Below are 22,119 nucleotides of genomic sequence, written 5' to 3'. Positions count from 1 at the left end.
TATTAAAATAAGTTGGAGATGAGAGAAAAATGCGCATACATAAAAAACGGATGCTGTTCAGCATAATCATGATGGTTATGACGATCTTACTGGCCGCATGTGGGGGCAACGCAGGTCAATCGACCACGGATTCCACATCAGAAACCAGAATGTACCACTCTGAACAAGGGGATGTCAAAGTCCCTGCGAAACCGCAGAGAGTAGCTGTGCTGGCTGCGACTTATGCCGGAAACCTGCTGAAACTTGGCATCAAGCCGATCGCTGTCAATGAATGGCCGAAAGGAAACAAGTTTTATGAAGGTCAGTTGGATGATGTGGAAGTGGTCACCGAAGATTCCGTGGAGAAGCTCTTGGCGTTAAATCCTGATTTGATTATTACCTATTCCAACGATAAAAATCTTAAAAAATATGCTCAAATCGCGCCAACGGTCGCATTTACTTATGAAAAATACGACTACCTGCAACAGCATATTGAGATTGGCAAGCTGGTAGGTAAAGAAAAGGAAGCCAGAGAATGGGTTGCACAGTGGCAAGAGAAGGCAAAAGCCGAGCGTAAAAAAGTTCAAGCTGCTATCGGTGAAAATGCTACCGCTACAGTGTTGGAAACGTTTGGTAAAGATATGTACGTGTATGGAAAAAACTGGGGTCGCGGGACAGAGGTCATCTATCAGGCGCTTGGCTTGAAACCGACCAAAAAGTTGGAACAGGATGTGTTCGGGCCTGGGTATAAAGCGATTTCCAAAGAGGTGATTCCACAATACGCAGGTGACTACCTCTTTGTTGGCCAAGGGGATGATTCGGCAGACAATTCGTTTATGCAAACCGATGTTTGGAAAGGCATTCCTGCAGTGCAGAAGAACCAGGTGATTCTCTTCGACTCCAAATCTTTTTATTTCAATGATCCGATTTCCCTAGAAAAAGAGATGGAATTCATTGTTGACTCCCTGACGAAAAGAAAATGACTTCAAAGTCTGATAAAGGATACATGCCCATGATGTTTAGCAAAAACAAACGGATGCAAGCAGGAGACGCCGTTTTTTCCCGACCGGTTATCGGGGTTACAGTCCTTGGGTCTGGCATCGTTCTCCTCATGCTCAGCATGGCGTTTGCCATTTCGGTCGGGGCGGCTGACATTGACTTTTTAACTGTGTGGCGATCGATATTTGACTATGATTCAACGCGAGAGGCGGATCAAATCATTGTCAGCCTCAGGTTGCCTCGCGAGCTGGCAGCAGCGGCCGTGGGGGCGGCCTTGGCGGTCAGCGGCTCCATCATGCAGGGAATGACCAGAAATCCTCTAGCCGACTCCGGTTTGCTCGGTTTAAATGCCGGTGCCAGTCTGGCCCTGGCGTGTGTCTTTGCTTTTTACCCGAGTGCCACCTATTTATCGGTCATGATCGTTTCTTTTATCGGTGCCGGAATCGGGGCTGCGATGGTGTTTGGCTTGGGTTCTTTGAAACGAGGGGGCTTAACCCCCCTTCGCATCACATTGGCGGGGGCTGCCGTCTCAGCTTTATTGTCAGCGATGGCGGAAGGCATTGCTCTTAATTACAAGTTGTCCCAAGAACTCACTTTCTGGACGGCCGGAGGGGTGTCAGGGACAAACTGGGTTCAATTGAAATGGCTGTTGCCCGTCGTCGGCGTTGGCATCGTGATCGCCATCATGTTTTCAAAAGGGTTGACGGTGTTAAGCTTTGGTGAAGAAATCGCCAAAGGGTTAGGACAGCGCACGTTATTGACGAAAACCGTCCTTATGTGTGTCGTGCTCATCTTGGCCGGGGCAGCCGTTTCCATCGCCGGGGCCATTGCTTTTGTCGGTTTGATGGTGCCTCATATGATTCGCTTTATGGTGGGTACAGATTACCGGTGGATTATTCCCTGTTCGGCCATTTTTGGGGGTATGCTGATGGTGCTGGCCGATACGGCGGCGAGACTGGTTAATGCACCATATGAAACGCCAGTGGGAGCCATCGTTTCCATGGTTGGTGTGCCTTTCTTTCTTTATCTCGCGCGAAGAGGAGGGAGAAAGTGAACATGATCCATGCGAAACAGCGCGCAAGAGTTCGGCTTGCAGTCATCATTGCTCTGCTGTTCCTGTTGGCACTGATTGTGGTGAGTGTGGCGACGGGGTTTGTGTCGCTGTCTCCCGAGCAATTGGTGCGGACTTTATTGGGGCGGGGCACGGAAAAAGAAGAGTTGATATTATACGGCTTTCGGTTGCCGAGAATAGTGATCACGGTTTTGGCAGGAATGGGTCTGGCTGTTTCCGGTTCGATTTTACAAAGCATCACCAAAAATCCGCTGTCAGATCCAGGTGTGTTGGGGATCAATGCGGGAGCTGGATTCATGGTGGTGGTCTATGTGATGTTCTTTACCGTAGAATCATCCACTTATGTCTATATTCTCCCGCTGTTTGCGTTGTTGGGTGGCATTATTACGGCTATCTTCATTTACACCATGGCCCATAAAAAAGGAGAGGGGGTCGACCCGACTCGGCTGGTGCTTATTGGTGTGGGGATGGCTGCTGCCCTTAACGGCGGGATCATCACGTTGACTTCCCGGCTGGGACAGGAAGAAGCCTCTTTTTTTGCCAATTGGATGGCGGGCCGGATTTGGGGAGACGACTGGACATTTGTGTTGGCGTTGCTACCATGGATTCTTGTTTTGCTTCCCATTGCATGGGCGAAGTCCCATGTTTTGAACACATTGCATTTGCATGAGCATGTGTCCATCGGGTTAGGTGTTCATGTGGAGCGGGAAAGGCGCTTGCTCATTTTGATTGCAGTCGCCCTTTCGTCAGCTTCTGTGGCGGTCAGCGGAGGGATCGCGTTTGTCGGTCTGATGGCTCCGCATATCGCTAGGTCGCTGGTCGGGCCTCGCCACCAGGGAGCGCTTCCCATCGCGGCTCTGATTGGTGCGATATTGCTCCTTGCCGCTGATACGATCGGCAGGGCCATGACAGATCCCATCGGCATTCCCGCCGGCATTGTTGTAAGTATCATCGGTGCGCCCTATTTTATGTACTTAATGGCTAAAAAATAGTTCATCTGGAGGAGAGGCACATGAAAAAAGATGGCCTGTACGATGTTACGATCATCGGGGGAGGGCCGGTCGGGCTGTTTAGCGCATTTTACAGCGGTATGCGAGAAATGAAAACCAAATTGATTGAATCCGGGCCGGAACTGGGCGGCAAAGTCTCCATGTTTTTTCCAGAGAAAACAATCAGAGATATCGGTGGCATCCCGGCAATCACTGGTGCTGATCTCGTCGAGCGGCTCAAGGAGCAGGCGCAAACTTTTGCACCGACAATCATTTGCGGACAGCGCATTTCAGGACTGGAACGGTTGGAAGATGGCACCTTTCTATTGACCAGCACCCAAGGAGACATCCACCATACACGAACCATTATCCTGACAGTGGGTCACGGTATTTTTGAACCGATCAAACTGGATATAGAAGGCGCGGAACGTTATGAACAGAGCAATTTGCACTATTCGGTGGGCGAATTGGACAAGTTCAAAGATAAGCACGTTCTCATTTCGGGAGGCGGAAACGCAGCGGTGGATTGGGCTAACGAATTGCTGCCGATCGCCAAAAAGGTGACGGTTATTCACCGCAGAGATGAATTCCGGGGCCATGAACAGCATGTCACCCATATGAGCGAAGCGGCAGTCACGTTGACCCCATACGCGTTGAAAGCGTTACATGGGGAGTCTGATCGCATTCAAAAAGTGACGATTGAACACTTGGAAACAGGAGAAACGCGCGAGCTGGAGATTGATGAATTGATCGTAAATCACGGAATCAGAGGAGATTTGGGCGGAATCAACGATTGGGGACTGGAAATGAAGGACGGGCATTTTGTAGTGAACAACGCGATGGAAACGAATATTCCCGGTATTTTTGCGGCCGGGGACGCAGTGACTTATCCCTACAAATTGAAGCTCATCACGGGAGGTTTCACAGAAGGGCCGGTCGCTGTGAACAGCGCAAAGAAACATTTGCAACCGGAATCGCCATTGGCTGATTTATATTCCACCCATCACGATAAGTTTGTCAATGCCTGATGAACACCTGATTGGCTAAACGGCTCAAAACCTTCTATGGGAAAAGTGACAAGATTACAATCTTGTCACTTTTTTATTTTCATTTCGGGCAATAAGTCATGTTGAGCGCGCCTATGCGAGCAAATGCTATGTGCTATTGCAAAGCAATTACCTAGGCCATGTCAGTTGCATAACGGTTGTTCGATAGCGATTCACATTGCATGACAAAAACCACATTTTTTTCACGGACGTAAAAGATGAGAATGGAAAAAAAGGGCGAGTTGGGTATATCTTCCAACTTTGCCCTTTTGTTGTTGTGTCGAAGCTGATTTGAGCGATGGATTATTGAGAACGAATCGTTTTGACCAAGAGCAACACGCTGATCAGAAAAACGCAAGTGATGGAACTGCCAGCAATCAGCAAATGCGACAGCGAGACGCCTTTGTTCAATATCATAGGGATGAAGCCTTGGGAGATAGGAACCAATCCGGTTGAAGCCATGGTGAACAAGCTCATTACTCTGCCCATTTTGTCCATGTCAATGATCGATTGTAATGCGGTGACCATGGTTGTGTTGGCAAAAGAGGAAAAGATCCCCGTGAACAGCAGGGCGATAATGGCCGGAATCAGTTCTTTGGCAAAACCGAGCCCCATCATGCTGAAGCAGAAGAAGAGCATGAAGATATAGGACCACATGGCCCGTTGTTTCGTGATATTGATCATGCCGATGACGATCGCGCCGATCAAGGACCCGGCGGTCAAAGAAATTTCAAGGTAGGTGAAATCCATCGCGGTTCCGTTTAGTGTTTCCGTCACAAACGTGGGAATAGCGATAGACAAGGGACCGACCAAGAAAAAGACAGAAATGGCATTTGTAAGCAGAATGGAAAACTTGAATCGGTCCTCTTTTATGTAAAGGAACCCTTCCTTGATTTCTGCCAACATCGATTGTTTTTCCTCTGATACTTCATCTGGCGCCGATTGCTGTGGCTGATCGCGGACGCCCAGCAAGAACACGGAACCAAGCAGCAGCATGACGCTGATGAGGCCAAAAGACCAATCATATGAGCCCCAGGTGAGAGACATTCCGGCGATGACAGGTCCGACGAGCACGCCGACTTGCTGGATGGTGAAGTTGTAGCTGTTGGCCGCGCCCAATTGCGAATCGGGAACGATTGTCGGAATGATGGAGGATGCCGCAGGCCAGTAGAATGATTCCAAAACTCCGAACAACAGGGCAAAAATGATCAAGATGGTGAAGGTCAATTGATCAGAAAGAAATAGAAATGTCATGGCCAACAATAGCACAAATCTGAAGAAATCAGAGTAAAACATGATAAGGGACCGTTTGAAGCGGTCTGCTACCACGCCCCCCACACTCATCAGCAACAAGCGTGGGATCGCTGTGGCCATCAATACATAACCAAGCATCGAAGGCATTTGCAAATGTTTGGAAACATACCAAGTTTCAATCATCAGATAGGTGGAAGTGGCCAAGCTGCTAAAGATGATGGAAATGATCAACATCAAAAAAGAACGATTTTTTAACAGAGGAGTGGGCGACGGTTTCTCTTGTGTGACACTCATTTCTTTCGATAAGGATTCATTCATCATTTAGACCTCGCTTTTACAAAAGAAGTTGAGCCACATGACCAAAATCCGCCAAAATGTGAAACGCAAGATTGTCCAACGGAATCGAGCGTGTTGAAAAGGTAAATAGTCCTTGTAGGAGAGCGAATCTCTTCCCGTCCGCTCGTTTTTTTTCCTCGGGTATCCCTTCGCTGAATAGGAGTAGAAAACCATCGTGATGCATCAATACATGTTCCCAGTCAAGTGATAGGCGAAACCCACTTCAGGCAGATTAGCACACTTGTGGCGGAATATGTTTATCTTCTAGATTATAGTGATAATATACATATTCTATATAGTTTCCGTTTATTAAAAAATACCGCTCCACACCAAATATCATATATAATAACAATTTAAAAAACAACAAAAATCTCCTTTTTTAATAAAATGAGAATCTGCTTCATAATTGTTCCCTTGTATTTTTTTAATAAATGAACATTGGTCATTCATAAATTTTATGGTTTATTTAGGATGTGATGGTGGCATATAATAGCTGTTGGGTCTGATATGACTAGTTTTTTTTAAAGAAGTGCTGTTCGCGAAGGGATTTATATCTAAAAAACAATATTTCTTATTAATTGTCTGTTAAGTTGTTGACGAATGGAAATTTATATATTTAAATTAATGGTATCGAATGTAGTAAAGATTGTCTATGTAATTTATAACACAACTGCATGAATTTATGCTCATAACATCTCAGCTACTAAGCAGAGGTGATGGTTTCTTATTTCACTGGACTTACAGGCATACCCAAAAACGTGGAATTAGGGAATAATTGTTTTGGTTTGGTATGAGGAACGGAAATGTTAAAAGAAATGGTTTTCTATTTTTGACGATCACTGTCAGTTTGATTTAATATTGGCAAACAGTAATCCCATGCCGACTTTTCTTTCGCGAGTCTGAGCTTGGGGCTACAAAAAAATGAATGGTACATAAAGTTGGGCGCTCATAGAATTTAGAGCGGCAATTGTTTTTAGTGTTTTAATAGGAAATTCGTATACTGAAGATTGGATTTATTCTCAAAAGGAATAATAGGCTTGGTGCAGGTTTGCTCTGAACGGGGGTGAACGATTGAACCGTTCCCAACCGAAAGGATTGCAACCTGTTTGATGATGCTTTTGGCAGTGGGAATGTTTTTTTCTAACCATGTATGTGCACTAGTACGAAGATCATGTGTTGGAGGTGATGCACCACTACATAGACATCATGATGAATTGGAATGCCTTTAAGAAGAATCAAATCTGATCGCCGCCTTTGTTGGCGCGATTAGGCGTGTCTGATGAATAGCACAGAGAGGATAAAAAGTTAAGGGGTGGAAACAGTGTCGCCTTATACGCAAAACAAAGAGGTTTTGTCAAAGGATCAGGCGTATGATTGCGACTTGATCATGCAAGTGCAAGGCGAGGTAGATGCGGAATTATTAAAATACTTACTTGATGCATTATATAATGAACATTCCGTCGATGGGCGACCGCTAACATTTAGTGAAGATGACTTGCGCGGGCTGTCGGCGGAGCAAAAAGCGTCAATCATCCAAGCGCATCGGCGCGGTGAGGGGGAGAAGACGGATTCTGCTTCCCTGCAGGTGATTGTTGTTCAGGATGACGGCGGGATCAGCTGGCTCATTTTCCGATATGATCGGCAAGCGATCGACGGAAAAACGCTGAACCTGATGATCCGTAAAGCGTTTGGCGCCTACAACCAACAACGGTTGGGCCAAGAACCGAAGCACCTGTCCGCGTTTCATGAGCAACGGATGGAGCAGTCGCTGGAAGTGGCGAAAGCATACTGGAGCGGACGGTTTGCCGACTATGAACACAAACCGTTTTTCCCCGCCATACCCGTCGATTTGGAAAAGGATGGTTTGACGTCTCTCTCTGTAACCTTGCACTTGGACAGCGAACGAACGGACAAATTGTCGAAGGTCGCTGCCCAATTGGATGTGCCATTGCCCACCATCTTGCACGGGGTCTGGGGCGTTTTGCTGCAAAAGTATGGGAACGCGGATGATGTGTCATATTTGTCCATGAAACCGGAGCGTTTCCCGTTGGCCCGGGATGTGCGTCAGGCGATCGGTCTGTGTGTTGACGCGACACCGGTTCGTGTTTACGGAGACAACCCATCCTTTGCGGCCATCGTGGCTGATTTGCACCGTGACTTGGCTAAGGGGCGGGAACACGGTGGATTGCATCTGGCTCAGCTTGCGGATTGGACGGGATTGGCCGTCGAATCGTTCGATCATTTCTTCGTCTGTGATCTCGACTCGGAGCAGCTCAGGGGTGTGCAAGACGATCTGACCCTGATCGGTGCCGAACGGTCGGAGCAAGCTTCATTTAAGCTCAAAGTGGTGGCAACGAAAGCTGAAGATGGATTAAGCATTGATTTCATTTATGATTCAGCAAGCTATCCCCAGACATTTGTGCAAAATATGGCTGGGCATGTGGAGCGGATCATCGAAGCAGTCATCCGGAATCCGCATGTACTGGTGAGTGAAATCGACCTCTGCACTGAAGAGGAAAAACATACCATGCTCTCGGGTTTCAACCCGGACCCAGTGAGTTATCCCAAGCATAAAACAGTGCAAGCGTTATTTGAAGAGCAAGTTGAACGACATCCAGAGCGAATTGCATTGAAATACGAAAACCAAACGGTTACTTACAATGAGTTGAATCGACAAGCTAACCAGCTGGCACGGGTGTTGCGCGCGCGCGGGGTGAAGCGGGGCGACAAAGTGGGACTGATGGCCAAGCGCTCTCCAGAAATGGTTATCGGCGTACTTGGCATCATCAAAGCGGGTGCTGTCTATGTTCCTCTCTCCCCCGATTATCCGGAGGAGCGCATCCGATACATGGCCGAAGATTGCCAAATGTCGCTGTTGCTCAAACAGCCGGAAGCCATGCCAGAGTTTGCCTACGAGGGTGAGATTTGCCCCTTGGTGAGGGATATCTGGATCGGGGAAGACGACAGCAATGTGGAAGATGTCAACACCAGCGACGATTTGATTTATGTGATTTACACTTCGGGATCGACAGGCAAGCCGAAAGGGGTGCTGATCCGGCATTACAACTTGACGCGCACGATGATTAACTGTGGTTACATTGAGATCGCAGAAGATGACACTATATTGCAATTATCCAATTTTGCTTTTGACGCTTCTGTGTTCGATATGTTTGGCGCGCTGTTGCATGGTGCCAAGTTGGTGCTTGTACCCGAAGAGGTGCTCATGGATCTCAAGCAGTTGACCCGGTTGATCAAAGAGGAAGCAATCACTGTCAGCTTTATGACGACCGCTTTGCTCAACACGTTGGTAGATTGGGACCCACATGCACTCGCTGGGCTTCGCAAAATTATCTTCGGCGGGGAGAAAGCATCACTCAAACACGTGGAGAAAGCATATGCCGTGTTGGGGGATGGGCAGTTGATGAATGCATACGGCCCCACAGAAACATCGGTTTTCACCACGATGTATCCGATTAAAGCATGGGACGCGCAAAAGGGCATTCCGATCGGTAAACCGATCAATCATTCCCGCGTCTATGTTTTAAACAGACACAATCAACTACAACCGATCGGTGTTGCCGGAGAGCTTTGCATCAGTGGCGACGGAGTAGGTGCCGGTTATTTGAACCGTCCAGACCAGACGGCACAAGTGTTTGTGGACGATCCGTTTACGCCGGGTGAAACGATGTATCGCACAGGGGATTTGGTTCGTTGGCTACCGGATGGCAATCTGGAATTTTTGGGCCGTATGGATGGCCAAGTGAAAATCCGGGGACACCGGATCGAGTTGACGGAGATTGAATTGAAATTGCTTGAACATCCGGCTGTGCAACAAACGATTGTGACCGCAGGCAAGGATGAGGATGGTCATTCTTTCTTAAGTGGCTATATCGTTTTGGACAAACCATGCGAGATGGCGGATATCCGCCGGCATTTGGCGACAACCTTGCCGGAATATATGGTGCCTACGTACTTGGTGGAACTAAACGCCTTGCCGCTGACGGCCAATGGCAAAGTGGATAAACGGGCGTTGCCTGATCCGCGATTGCTTGACAGCGAGCCGACAGAAGAGCTATCCGCTCCCACCAACGAAACGGAACGCAAGCTGGCGGCCATTTGGGAAGACATTTTAGGCATTAAGCGGATTGGCATTACTGACCAATTCTTTGAATCGGGCGGGCACTCACTGAAAGCAATGCAGCTGATTGCGCGAATTCGAGATCAATTCGGTGTGGAAATGTCTTTCCAAGATGCGTTTGATTATCCGACGATCAAAGAGATGGCTTCGTATATCGCTGGAGCTAATCAATCACGTGTCACCATGATCCAACGCGCTGATGAGCAAGATTATTATCCTGTGTCGGCTGCGCAAAAACGGCTGTATGCATTGCAACAATGGGAGAACGTGGGAACGGCGTACAACACACCGATCTTGTTGGAAGTGGAAGGTCGGTTGGATGTTAAAGCCTTGACGGATGCACTTAACGCCTTTGTCGATCGGCATGAAGCGCTGCGTACCTCCTTTACGTTTGTGGATGGAGAGCTGGTGCAACAGATTCATCCCCGCTTGGAAGTGGAGATGAAACACGTCACCGTGTCGGATGAGGCTGAGCTGGAGTCACTTGTGCAAGGAATGATTCAGCCGTTTGATTTAAGCCAGGCACCGTTGTTTAGGGCGGGTGTGTTCAGTCTGTCCGATGAGCGGCATGTGCTGGTGCTTGATATGCACCACATCATTTCAGATGGGATTTCGCACAGCATTTTGTATCGCGAACTGGGGGCGCTTTACCAGAAACAATCGTTGCCGGAACTGCCGATCCAATACAAGGATTACGCGGTATGGGAGCAAAGCCGGGATGTAGCGAACGAAGAGAAAGAGCGGTACTGGCTGGAGCAGTTTGCCGGGGAAGTGCCGGTGCTGGAATTGCCAACTGATTATCCGCGCCCGTCGATGCAACAGTTTGATGGGGAAGTGAAGACCTTTTATCTGCCAGAAGAGGTGGAAGCGCAGGTCAAACAATTGGCCAAAGAGCAGAAGAGCACCTTATTCATCACCTTGCTCGCTTCCTATTATGTGCTCTTGTCCAAGTATTCGGGGCAGGATGATATTATTGTCGGTTCGCCGATCGCCGGCCGCACCCAAAGCGAGCTGGAACCGATCTTCGGGATGTTTGTTAACACCTTGCCGCTAAGAGCTCATGTACCTGGTGAAGAACGTTTCACCAGCTTCCTGAAGAGATTGCAAGCGCAGATGCTGGAAGCATATGAACGGCAGGATTATCCGTTTGATGAGCTGGTCGGCAAATTGGGTTTGCAACGCGATCTGAGCCGCAACCCGTTGTTTGACACCATGTTTGTGTTGCAAAACATGGACTTGTCCATGATCCAAATCCCAGGGCTCACTTTCCGCCCGTATCCGATTCAGGCTAAAAAGGTGCAGTTTGATTTGGCTTTGGTGGTGACGGAGGAAGAGCGACTTCAGTTTCAGGTGGAGTACAACACCGCGCTGTTTAAGCGGGAAACGGTGGAGCGCATGATCGGCCATGTGGAGCAAGTGTTGCGCCAAGTGACGGCCAATCCGGAGATTCCTGTGCGGGAGATCAGCCTGATCACCGAGCAGGAGAAGCAACAGGTGTTAGAAGTGTTTAACCGCACTGAAGCGGAGTATCCACATGACAAAACCTTGCCAGAACTCTTTGAGGCGCAGGTGGCGCGGACACCGGACGAACCGGCGTTGGTGTTTGGCGAAATCCAGCTGACATACCGGGAATTGGATGAGCAAGCAAACCGCTTGGCCCGGGCGCTACGGAAGAAAGGCGTACAACCGGAACAATTTGTAGGCATTCTGCTGGAGCGGTCTCCAGAGATGATTATCGCTCTGTTGGGTGTGCTGAAAGCGGGGGCAGCTTATCTCCCAATCGATCCTGAGTATCCTCAGGAACGGATTCGTTACATGCTGGACGACAGCCAAGCCAAGTGGCTTATCACCCAGCAGGGAGTGGATGTGCCGGCAGAGTTTGCGGGTGAGACGATCCGCATCGAAGAGAGCGAATGGCGAGAGGAAGAAGGGACGCCACTTCCCGTAGTCAACACCCCTGACCATCTGGCATACATGATTTATACCTCGGGTTCTACCGGGAAGCCGAAAGGAGTCATGATCGAACACCGGGGTGTGGCCAATTTGCAGCTGATGGCTGAAACGTATGGCATCGGCCCGGGAAGTCGAGTGTTGCAGTTCTCCTCGATCAGTTTTGACGCGGCGGTGGGCGATATTTTCCACACCTTGCTCAATGGAGGCGCGCTCTATCTGATCAAGAAAGAACAATTGTTGGATGGAACCGGATTTGTGCAATGGTTGAAAGAGCAGCGGATCACCTCGATGCCGTTTATCCCGCCGTCCGTGTTGCGTACGCTGCCGTATCTGGATTTGCCCGACCTGACTACCATCAGTACTGGGGGAGAAGCGTGCTCACCGGATTTGGTGAAAGTCTGGGGACAAGGACGCACGTTCCTGAACGCTTACGGCCCGACGGAAGGGACGGTAGATGCGACGATCGGTGTGTGCTCTCCGGAAGCGGAAACGATCACGATCGGAACCCCGATCCGCAATAAGAAAGCGTATGTCTTAAGTCCAGAAGGACAATTGCAACCGATCGGTGTGCCGGGCGAATTGTGCATCGGTGGAGAAGGATTGGCGCGCGGGTATTGGAACCGGCCCGACTTGACCGCGGAGAAGTTTGTACCCAATCCGTTCCGTCCGGGCGAGCGGATGTACAAAACCGGAGACTTGGTGCGGTGGTTGCCGACAGGGGAGATCGAATACTTGGGACGGATCGACGATCAGGTGAAGATCCGTGGGCACCGTATTGAAATCGGTGAGATCGAGACCATGCTGTTGGAAATGGAGCAGGTGGAAGAAGCCGTGGTGTTGGCCAGAAACGACAAAGGAAGCGGTGCTTACCTCTGTGCGTATATCGTCTGGAAAACACCTGGTTCGGTCAAAACCTTGCGTGATGACTTAAGCGCTATCCTGCCGCATTACATGATTCCGTCCTACTTTGTAGAGATGGACAAAATTCCGCTGACCCCCAACGGTAAAGTGGACAAAAAAGCGTTGCCTGAACCGGAGGGACGGGTGCAGACCAGCGCGGAGTATGTCGCACCGCAAACGCCGATGGAAACACTTCTAGCACAGATTTGGGAAGAAGTGCTGGGCGTCGAGCGTGTCGGAATCGAAGACAACTTCTTTGAATTGGGTGGCGATTCGATCAAGGCGATCCAAATCTCAGCTCGGTTGCACCAACAGCAGTGGCAGTTGGAGATGAAAGGATTGTTCCGCCATCCCACCATTCGGGAGCTGGCACCGCGCATCACCAGCAAGGCGGAAACATCGGCGGAGCAAGGTGTTGTGACCGGCAATGTGCCACCCACTCCAATTCAACAATGGTTTGCTGAACTGAACAGCCAAGCATCGCATCACTACAATCAAGCGATGATGCTTCATCAGCCGGAAGGATGGGACAGCGAGCGAGTGAAGTCCACGCTGACTCGACTCGTGGCACACCATGATGCACTGCGCATGACTGCGGCGTTTACGGACGATGGCTTGGTGCTGATAAATCAAGGCTTGGAAGCAGACGGCTTCACACTGAGCGAGTATGATTTCACAGGTGTGGCGGACGTACGCGCGGCGATTGAACAGGAAGCCAACCGTCTGCAACAGTCTATCGACTTGGAGCAAGGCCCGTTGGTTAAAGTGGGGCTGTTCCACACTGCTGACGGTGATTATCTGCTGCTGGTGATTCACCATCTGGTGGTAGACGGTGTTTCTTGGCGCATCTTGTTGGAAGACTTCACGACTCTGTATGAGCAAGCAGACGCATCCTTGCCGCTGAAAACAAGTTCCTTCCAAGCATGGGCGCGGAAGTTGCGCGAATACGCTGTCAGCCCGCAGCTGTTGGCGGAGATTCCGTACTGGAAGCGGGTAGAAACGGCACAAGTGCCGGCGTTGCCGAAAGATCGCGAGCCAGCGACGGAAATCTATATGAAGGATCGCGATTCGGTGCGCGTTCACTTGTCAGACACGGAAACGGCGGCTTTGCTCACGCAAGCGCATCGGGCTTATCACACAGAAGCAAATGATTTGCTGATCGCCGGTTTGAGCATGGCCCTGAAAAGGTGGACTGGGCAAGACAAAGTGGCTCTGTATTTGGAAGGACATGGTCGCGAAGAGCTGTTTAAGGAGATCGACTTGACCCGGACAGTGGGTTGGTTCACGTCCCTGTATCCCGTGGTGTTGGACATGGCTTCAGATGAGATGGGGCGGATCGTGCCGACAGTGAAAGAAACCCTGCGCCAAGTGCCTAACAAAGGAGTGGGCTACGGGATATTGCGGTACTTGACTCCGGCCGAAATGACCTCCGACTTGTCTTTCAGTTGCAAGCCGGAAATCAGCTTCAACTATCTCGGTCAATTTGACCAAGGCGGGTTGGACCCATCATCGATGCCGACCGGGGAATGGTTCAGTCCGGAGACGCCAGTCGATGTGGCCATTGAGATCAACGGTTGGGTCACCGAAGGGCAACTTACGCTGGAATGCAGTTATGATCGCACTGCGTTCACTGAGCAAACGATCCATCAGTTGCTGAACGAAGTTAAACGAAGCTTACATGCGTTGGCCGAACATTGCTTGGCACAGCCAGAATCACTGCGGACGCCAAGTGATTTCAGCATCGGTTCCTGTTCGTTGGAAGATTTGGAGCTTGTACGCAACATCGTGGCCGAGGCAGAGATTCAAGATTTGTATCATCTGTCGCCCATGCAAGAAGGTATCTTGTTCCACGCTTTGAAGGACAAAGAGAGCGAAGCGTATTTTGACCAGATCACTTTCCGCATGGAAGGCGTTCTCGATCCTGAGCGGTTGAAGAAAAGCTTGGATTCGCTCATTCAAAAATATGATGTGTTCCGGACGGTGTTCATCTACGACAAGGTCAAAAAGCCGATCCAAGTCGTGTTGAAACACAAAGAGGCGACGTTCAGATATGAGGACATCCGTCATCTGGCTCCGGCGGAACAAAGCGCACACATCGAAGCGTTCAAGCGGCAAGATCGGTTGAAAGGATTTGATCTGACACGTGATGTGATGATCCGGTTTGCTTTGTTCCAAACGGGTGACCGTCATTATCAAATGGTGTTCAGTTCCCATCACATCCTGATGGATGGTTGGTGCTTCGGAATCATTGTGGAAGATTGGCTGAACTTCTATATCGACGCGCAGCAAACAGAAAGCGCCGCTCCCTACAGTGAATATATTCGCTGGTTGGAACGTCAGGATGACCAACAAGCGACCGCTTACTGGAAAGAGTATCTGCACGGATACGAACAAGCTGTCTCGATACCGCAAGATACGCTGGACGGGCGTCGAGGAAGCGAGCCCAAAGCAGAGCTGGACTTCCGTTTGGACAAGGAGCTGACAGAGCGGCTTACACGTACGGCGGCACGGCAACGCGTTACGTTGAACACGATGTTCCAAGCAATCTGGGGCGTGTTGTTGCAACGCTATAACGATACGGATGATGTCGTGTTCGGAGCGGTTATCTCTGGACGGCCGACAGAGATCCCCGATGTGGAAAAAATGGTCGGCTTGTTCATCAACACCATCCCGGTACGGGTGCAAGGGCAGAGAGACACCTCTTTCACCGATCTGCTGGCTGAGATGCAGGAAAATGCGTTGGCGTCTGAACGGTACGGTTATAAATCATTGGCGGAAATCCAAGCTGGTACTGATTTGTCCGGAGCGTTGTTTAACCACATTTTGGTGTTTGAGAACTATCCATTGGATCAAAACCTGTTTAGCAAGCGGGCGGATGAGCTCGGGTTTACCATTACGGGGTTGGATGTGTTTGAGCAGGAGAACTTTGAATTAAGCGTAACCATCTATCCTGGTGAGCAACTGCATCTAAAAGTGCAATATGACCAAGCTTTGTATTCGCAAGACAAGATCGAACGGCTGTTCACCCATTTGCAAACAGTTATGGAACAAGTGGTTACGACTCCTGAGATGAAGTTGGCAGTTATTGAAATCGTATCTGAGGCGGAGCGGACGCAACTTCTGACAGCGTTCAACCGCACGGACCGCCCTTATCCGCAGGACAAAACGTTGCATGAATTGTTTGCGGAACAGGTGGCTCGTACCCCAGATCACCCGGCGGTTGTCTTTGAAGATGTCAGCTTGACTTACCGAGAGCTGCATCAAAGATCCAATCAATTGGCAAGATCACTGCGTGATATGGGGGTTACACGCGACCAATTTGTGGGGATGTTGACGGAGCGCACGCCTGATATGATCGTCGGCCTTTTGGCGGTGTTAAAGGCGGGCGGGGCTTATGTCCCGATCGATCCCGATTATCCGCAAGAACGGATCGCCTTTATGTTGCAAGACAGCCAAGCCCGGTTGTTGTTAACCTACAGCCATATTCAGGTTCCGGCTGATTTTGCTGGCAAAGTGATCCGATTGGATGAGCCCAGCTGGTACGAGGGAGATGCTTCGGAGTTGGAGCAGATCAACCAGCCGACCGATTTGGCTTATATGATCTACACCTCCGGTTCCACTGGCAAACCCAAAGGCGTCATGATTGAGCATCTCGGGGTGTGCAATCTCAGTGCGATGGCTGACCTGTATCAAATCACTGAGGGAAGTCGGGTGTTGCAATTCGCTTCCATCAGCTTTGACGCTTCCGTATCTGAGATTTTCCCGGCCTTGCTGACCGGAGCGACACTTTATCTGGTTCGTAAAGAGCAGCTGGTACCCGACCGGTTTGTACAGTGGCTGAAAGAGGAGAAAATCAACTTCTTGGGACTGTCGCCATCGGCGTTACAAACGTTCCCATATGCGGAATTGCCGGATTTGCGGACGATTTTGACAGGTGGGGAAGCTGTCACCAGCGATCTGGTGAAGCGCTGGGCCCAAGGCCGAACCTTCATCAATGCTTACGGGCCGACGGAAGTGACAGTGGACGCCACGTTGGGATATTGCCGCGCTGAAGACGACAAACCGACGATTGGCACGCCATTCCCCAACAAAAAGGTATACATCTTAAACCGGCACAACCAATTGCAACCGATTGGCGTACCAGGAGAGTTGTGCGTCGGCGGGGTTGGCTTGGCACGAGGCTACTGGGGTCGTGAAGATTTGACGGCTGAGAAGTTTGTGCCCAATCCGTTTAACCCTGAGGAGAAAATGTATAAGACCGGCGATTTGGCTCGTTGGTTGCCCAATGGAGAAATCGAGTACCTTGGCCGGATTGACGATCAAGTGAAGATTCGTGGACATCGCGTGGAATTGGGAGAAGTGGTTGAGCGCCTCCTGCAATTGGATGGTGTGCGGGAAGCAACGGTCGTGCCTTATCTTGACCATCAGGGATATGCGTACCTGTGCGCGTATACGGTCTTGGCGGAAGGGATGACAGTGGCGCAGGTTCGGGAACAATTGGCGGCACAGTTACCCAATTATATGGTTCCGACCCAGTTTGTAGAGATGGACGCCCTGCCGCTCAACGCCAATGGCAAGGTGGATCGAAAAGCTTTGCCGAAACCCGATTCGCAATCCCAAACCCAGCGCGAGTATGTCCCACCTGCTGATGAATTGGAACACAAATTGGCGGAAATATGCCAACAACTGATGGGGCTGGAACGCGTCGGGATGAATGACAACTTCTTCGAGCTGGGAGGACACTCGCTGCTGGCGATGAGTTTGGTGTCGCAAGTGCACAAGGTGTTGAACATTGAGATTCCGCTCAATGTGATCTTCACCAGCACCACGCTGAAAGAGTTGGCTCAATACTTGCGTGATGCGGACAAGGGCACTTATGAGGCGATTGTGCCGGCAGGAGAGCGGGAAGCTTATCCGGTTACCTCAAGCCAAAGAAGAATGTTTGCCATTGACAGTTTGGGCAATGCTGGCACGGGTTACAACTTGACCGCCACCCTCATGATCGAAGGAGAGCTGGATCCCGAGCGCTTGCGTGCAGCGTGGAATCAACTTGTGGAGCGGCATGAGCCATTGCGCACCTCTTTCCACTTGTCCGATGGGGAATTGGTGCAACAAATCCACCCATCCGTCACTTGCGATATCGAACTGATGGAAGTGGAGGAAGCGAAGGGAGATGCCTTCATCGGCGAGTTTGTGCAGCCGTTTGAGTTGCATCAGGCGCCTCTGGCCAGAGTGGCACTGGCTCGCCTCACTGAAACCAAGCACCTGTTTATCGTCGATATGCACCATATCATCACCGATGGTTTGTCTGTAGGCATCCTGTTTGATGAGCTGGCGCAATTGCTTCAAGGCAAATCGCTGCCTGAGCTCAAAGTGCAGTACAAGGATTACGCTGTATGGCAAAAATCTTTTGCCGCGTCGGAAACATACCAAAAACAAGAAGCGTTTTGGTTGGATGCGTTTAAAGGGGAATTGCCAACCCTGTCCTTGCCGACGGACTTTGTTCGGCCGCCGGTGAAGCAATTTGACGGGGGTTTGATCCGCTTTGAGTTGGATGAAGAGTTGACCGCGGGACTGAAACGCGTAGCCATGGAAAACGGGACAACCATGTATATGACGTTGTTGGCGGCATATAACGTGTTGTTGTCCAAGTACAGCGGACAGGATGACATTGTCGTCGGTAGTGCCATTGCCGGCCGGAACCATCCGGATGTGCAATCCATTTTCGGGCTGTTTGTCAATACATTGGTCTTGCGCAACCATCCACAGCCGCAACAAAGCTTTACCCAATTCTTGCAAGCGGTGAAGGAGCGGACGCTCCAATGCTTTGACCATGCCGATTATCCGCTGGAAGACCTGATCGACAAGTTGCAGCTGCGTCGGGACATGAGCCGCAACCCGCTGTTTGACACCATGTTCAACTATGAGGGAGATGATGCCCTGTCGGCGGAAGTTCCCGGACTAAAGCTGAGTCATTATGATTTGCAGGAGAAAGTAGCCGCGCAATTCGACTTGACTTGGACGGTTTATGAGGATGAGGACCGCTTGCGATTCGCTTTGTCTTACGCCACCAGCCTGTTTAAACAGGAAACGGCGGAACGGATGGTTTCTCATTTCATCCATCTTTTGCAACAAGTGGTTAATCATCCGGACAGCACGTTGGATGACATGGCGTTGATCACCGAGGCAGAAACGCAACAGATCTTGCACGTGTTTAATAACACGCGGGTGGAATATCCCCCGGCCAAACCGTTGCCAACGTTGTTTGAGGAACAAGTGGCACGGACTCCCGACCGGATTGCGATTGAGTTTGGCGACGGGAAATGGACGTATGCCGAAGTGAACGCTCGTGCAAACCGCTTGGCTCGGATGCTGCGCGCCAAAGGTGTCGGTCCCAACCAAATCGTCGGCTTGCTGGCAGAGCGTTCACTGGAGATGATGATCGGCATCCTGGGAATTCTCAAAGCCGGTGCGGCGTATATGCCGATTTCGCCTGAATTCCCAGCAGAACGGATCGACTACATGCTCGACAACAGTGAAGCGCGCTTGATTTTGTCACTGAGCAAGTTCCGTGACTTGGCCGGTACTTTCGACGCTGAAGTACTCTATCTGGACGAACTTGCGTTGGAGCAAGGGGAAGCTGATAATCTGCCAGCCACGGCTACTGTGAGAGATTTGGCATATGTCATTTACACTTCGGGGTCTACCGGAAAGCCCAAAGGGGTCATGATCGAGCATTACACGGCGTATAACCGGATCGAATGGATGGCGCGCCAATATGCGTTTGGCCCGGAAGATGTCATCTTGCAAAAAACGCCGATCGTGTTTGACGTGTCGGTGTGGGAGTTGTTCTTGTGGTTCTTCGTCGGTGCCCGTGTGCACTTGTTGGAGCCGGGCGGTGAGAAAGCGCCGGAGATTATGATCAACACGATAGAACGGTATGGCATCACCACCATGCACTTTGTGCCGTCCATGTTCCATCTGTTCTTGGAACACCTCCATGAAGCCAACTTGCCTCGCTTGTCCAGCTTGCGGCGGGTGTTCACCAGTGGGGAAGCGCTGTTGCCCAACCATGCTGCCCGTTTCCGGGACACGATGCATCGTGTGAATGGAACCCGGCTGTACAATCTGTACGGGCCGACGGAAGCGACGGTAGACGTCTCTTATTACGATTGCCCGACAGACCATGATCCAGCTGTGATACCGATTGGTAAACCCATCGCCAATGTCCAATTGCTGGTGCTGGATGAGCGCAACCGACTGCAACCGATCGGTGTGCCAGGTGAGCTCTGTCTGTCCGGAACCTGTCTGGCCCGCGGATACCTCAATCGGGAAGACTTAACCCGGGAGAAATTTGTTCCCAACCCCTATCTCCCCGGAGAGTTGATGTACAAGACGGGAGATTTGGCACGGTGGATGTCCGATGGGAACATCGAGTATTTGGGGCGCATGGACCATCAAGTGAAGATCCGGGGTTACCGGATTGAGTTGGATGAAGTGACCGGTCAATTGATGAAGCACCCCGCTGTGAAAGATGGTGCGGTGATCGCCCGCCATGATGCGCAAGGGCAGGCTTACCTGTGCGCCTACCTGGTTAGCGAGGCGGACTGGGATGTGGCCGAATTGCGCAAGCATATGGGCCAAGGGTTGCCTGACTATATGATTCCGGCCTACTTTGTGGAACTGCCCGAACTGCCGCTCAATGCCAATGGTAAGTTGGATCGCAAAGCGTTGCCCGAACCGACCGAATACGTTGTGAGCGGAGCGGAATATGCGGCGCCCACCAATGAAGTGGAAGCACTGCTGGCTGAGGTGTGGCAGCAAGTACTGCAGATCGGGCGGATCGGGATTCATGACAACTTCTTTGAATTGGGCGGGGATTCCATCAAAGCGATTCAAATCGCAGCCCGTCTGGCACAACATCAACTGCGCCTGAACATCAAAGACATCTTCCAGTATGAGACGATTTCTGCACTGGCGCCGTTTATCGAGCGGAATCAGTTGGTTATCGACCAAGGGCCGGTTACGGGCGAAGTACCGCTCACACCGATCCAGCGAGATTTCCTCACGTTGCATGCGGAGGCACCACATCATTTCAACCAGGCGATGCTGTTGACCCGTCGCGGTGGTTGGGATGAGGTAATAGTGCGGGCTGTGTTCGCCAAAATCGTGGAACACCACGACGCTTTGCGCCATGTGTTCACCCAAACGGACGGACAATGGGTGCAAACCGGACGCGAACCGGAAGCAGACGTGTTTACGCTGGAATTGTTTGACTTGGCCGGGGAGCCGGATGTGGCTGCTCGCATCGAGCGAGAAGCCGACCGCTTGCATGCCAGCCTAAATATTGAGGAAGGTCCGTTGATTCGATTGGGATTGTTCAAGGCGCCAGAAGTTGACCATCTGTTGATCGTCATTCACCACTTGATTGTGGATGGGGTGTCATGGCGGATCTTGATCGAGGATTTGGAGGCGGGGTATCGCCAAGCGCTCGCGAATCAACCGATCAAGTTCCCGGATAAAACCCATTCTTACCAAGCGTGGAGCCGGATGTTGCGTGAATATGCCAACAGCAAAGCGCTGTTGAAGGAGATTCCGTATTGGCAGGAGCTGGAGAACCAAGAAGTTGCGCCGTTGCCACGGGAAAGTGCGCAAGACACAACCCAGGTATACGGGGATCAGGACACGGTCATCGTGCGATTGCCTGAGTCGGTGACCAAACAGCTTTTGACGGATGCCCATCAAGCATACCGGACCGAGATGAACGACCTGTTGCTGGCCGCTTTGGGCTTGGCGCTCAAAGATTGGACAGGAGCGGAACGTTTCGCGGTTCATTTGGAAGGGCATGGGCGTGAAGAGATTATTGAGGATATCGATTTAACCCGCACTGTGGGTTGGTTTACCTCGATTTATCCCGTAGTGGTGGATGTAAGCGGGGGTGACTTGGCAGAGTCGATCAAACAGGTGAAAGAGCACTTGCGCAAAATCCCCAACAAAGGTGTCGGTTATGGTATCCTGCAACATCTGACGGCGCCGGAACACAAGCAAGACCTAGCTTTTTCCCTGTCACCCGACATCCTGTTCAACTATTTGGGACAATTTGATTCCGATGAAGAGGAAGGGGATGTAGTAATCAGCGACTTGCCGACGGGACAAGCGGTAGGGGCTGCGATGCCAAACCGTTACCTGTTGGAAGTGAATGAATTGATTGTGAAAGGTCAATTGGAGATTCATCTCACTTACCACACCCACCTTCATCGGAAGGAAACCATGGAGGCCCTTGGCGAGCGCTACAGGCAATACCTGATTGACTTGGTTGATCACTGCCTGTCGCAGCAAGAGCCTAATTACACGCCAAGTGATTTCAGTTCAGACGATTTAACTTACGACGAATTGGACAGCATTGCTGAACTTCTGGATGATCTGTAAGACATCACGTTTGTATGGGAAGGA

6 protein-coding genes are annotated in these 22,119 nt (G+C 50.6%); 5 read left to right on the top strand and 1 reads right to left on the bottom strand.

The genetic code is table 11. The features are described from left to right. The first annotated feature begins 29 nt into the window (after window positions 1-29). Genes EDC32_RS10830 through EDC32_RS10815 form a run of 4 tightly spaced genes read left to right on the top strand, consistent with a single transcriptional unit; the run spans window position 30 to window position 4,067 of the window. Window positions 30-962 (top strand): iron-hydroxamate ABC transporter substrate-binding protein, encoded by a 933-nt coding sequence (locus tag EDC32_RS10830; RefSeq protein ID WP_211341925.1) that lies wholly within the window; start codon window positions 30-32, stop codon window positions 960-962. Between the two features lie 29 nt (window positions 963-991). After that, window positions 992-2,032 (top strand): FecCD family ABC transporter permease, encoded by a 1,041-nt coding sequence (locus EDC32_RS10825; RefSeq protein WP_211341924.1) that lies wholly within the window; start codon window positions 992-994, stop codon window positions 2,030-2,032. 2 nt (window positions 2,033-2,034) lie between these two features. Continuing rightward, entirely contained in the window at window positions 2,035-3,042 is a 1,008-nt protein-coding gene (locus EDC32_RS10820; RefSeq protein WP_132222973.1) for a FecCD family ABC transporter permease, read from the top strand. A 20-nt stretch (window positions 3,043-3,062) separates the two neighbouring features. Beyond that, on the top strand, window positions 3,063-4,067 hold the full coding sequence (locus EDC32_RS10815) for an NAD(P)/FAD-dependent oxidoreductase (RefSeq protein WP_132222186.1): 1,005 nt from the start codon (window positions 3,063-3,065) through the stop codon (window positions 4,065-4,067). A gap of 321 nt (window positions 4,068-4,388) precedes the next feature. Here EDC32_RS10815 and EDC32_RS10810 read toward each other — a convergent pair whose 3' ends face one another. Beyond that, window positions 4,389-5,657, bottom strand: a complete 1,269-nt coding sequence (locus tag EDC32_RS10810; RefSeq protein ID WP_158283342.1) for an MFS transporter — start codon at window positions 5,655-5,657, stop codon at window positions 4,389-4,391. A 1,339-nt stretch (window positions 5,658-6,996) separates the two neighbouring features. On the opposite strand from EDC32_RS10810, the gene EDC32_RS10805 reads away from it, so the two are divergent. Next, entirely contained in the window at window positions 6,997-22,095 is a 15,099-nt protein-coding gene (locus EDC32_RS10805; protein ID WP_132222182.1) for a non-ribosomal peptide synthetase, read from the top strand. Window positions 22,096-22,119: the final 24 nt, after the last annotated feature.

Source organism: Laceyella sacchari (genome assembly GCF_004343255.1).
GTDB lineage: Bacteria > Bacillota > Bacilli > Thermoactinomycetales > Thermoactinomycetaceae > Laceyella > Laceyella sacchari.
The sequence above is the reverse complement of the archived record's forward strand: the minus strand, read 5'-3'. Positions and strand labels throughout refer to the sequence as shown.

Bases quoted from the DNA above. Each gene is read 5' to 3' on its own strand.
- EDC32_RS10830 (WP_211341925.1), top strand. From the start codon at position 30: ATGCGCATACATAAAAAACGGATGCTGTTCAGCATAATCATGATGGTT.
- EDC32_RS10825 (WP_211341924.1), top strand. From the start codon at position 992: ATGATGTTTAGCAAAAACAAACGGATGCAAGCAGGAGACGCCGTTTTT.
- EDC32_RS10820 (WP_132222973.1), top strand. From the start codon at position 2,035: ATGATCCATGCGAAACAGCGCGCAAGAGTTCGGCTTGCAGTCATCATT.
- EDC32_RS10815 (WP_132222186.1), top strand. From the start codon at position 3,063: ATGAAAAAAGATGGCCTGTACGATGTTACGATCATCGGGGGAGGGCCG.
- EDC32_RS10810 (WP_158283342.1), bottom strand. From the start codon at position 5,657: ATGAATGAATCCTTATCGAAAGAAATGAGTGTCACACAAGAGAAACCG.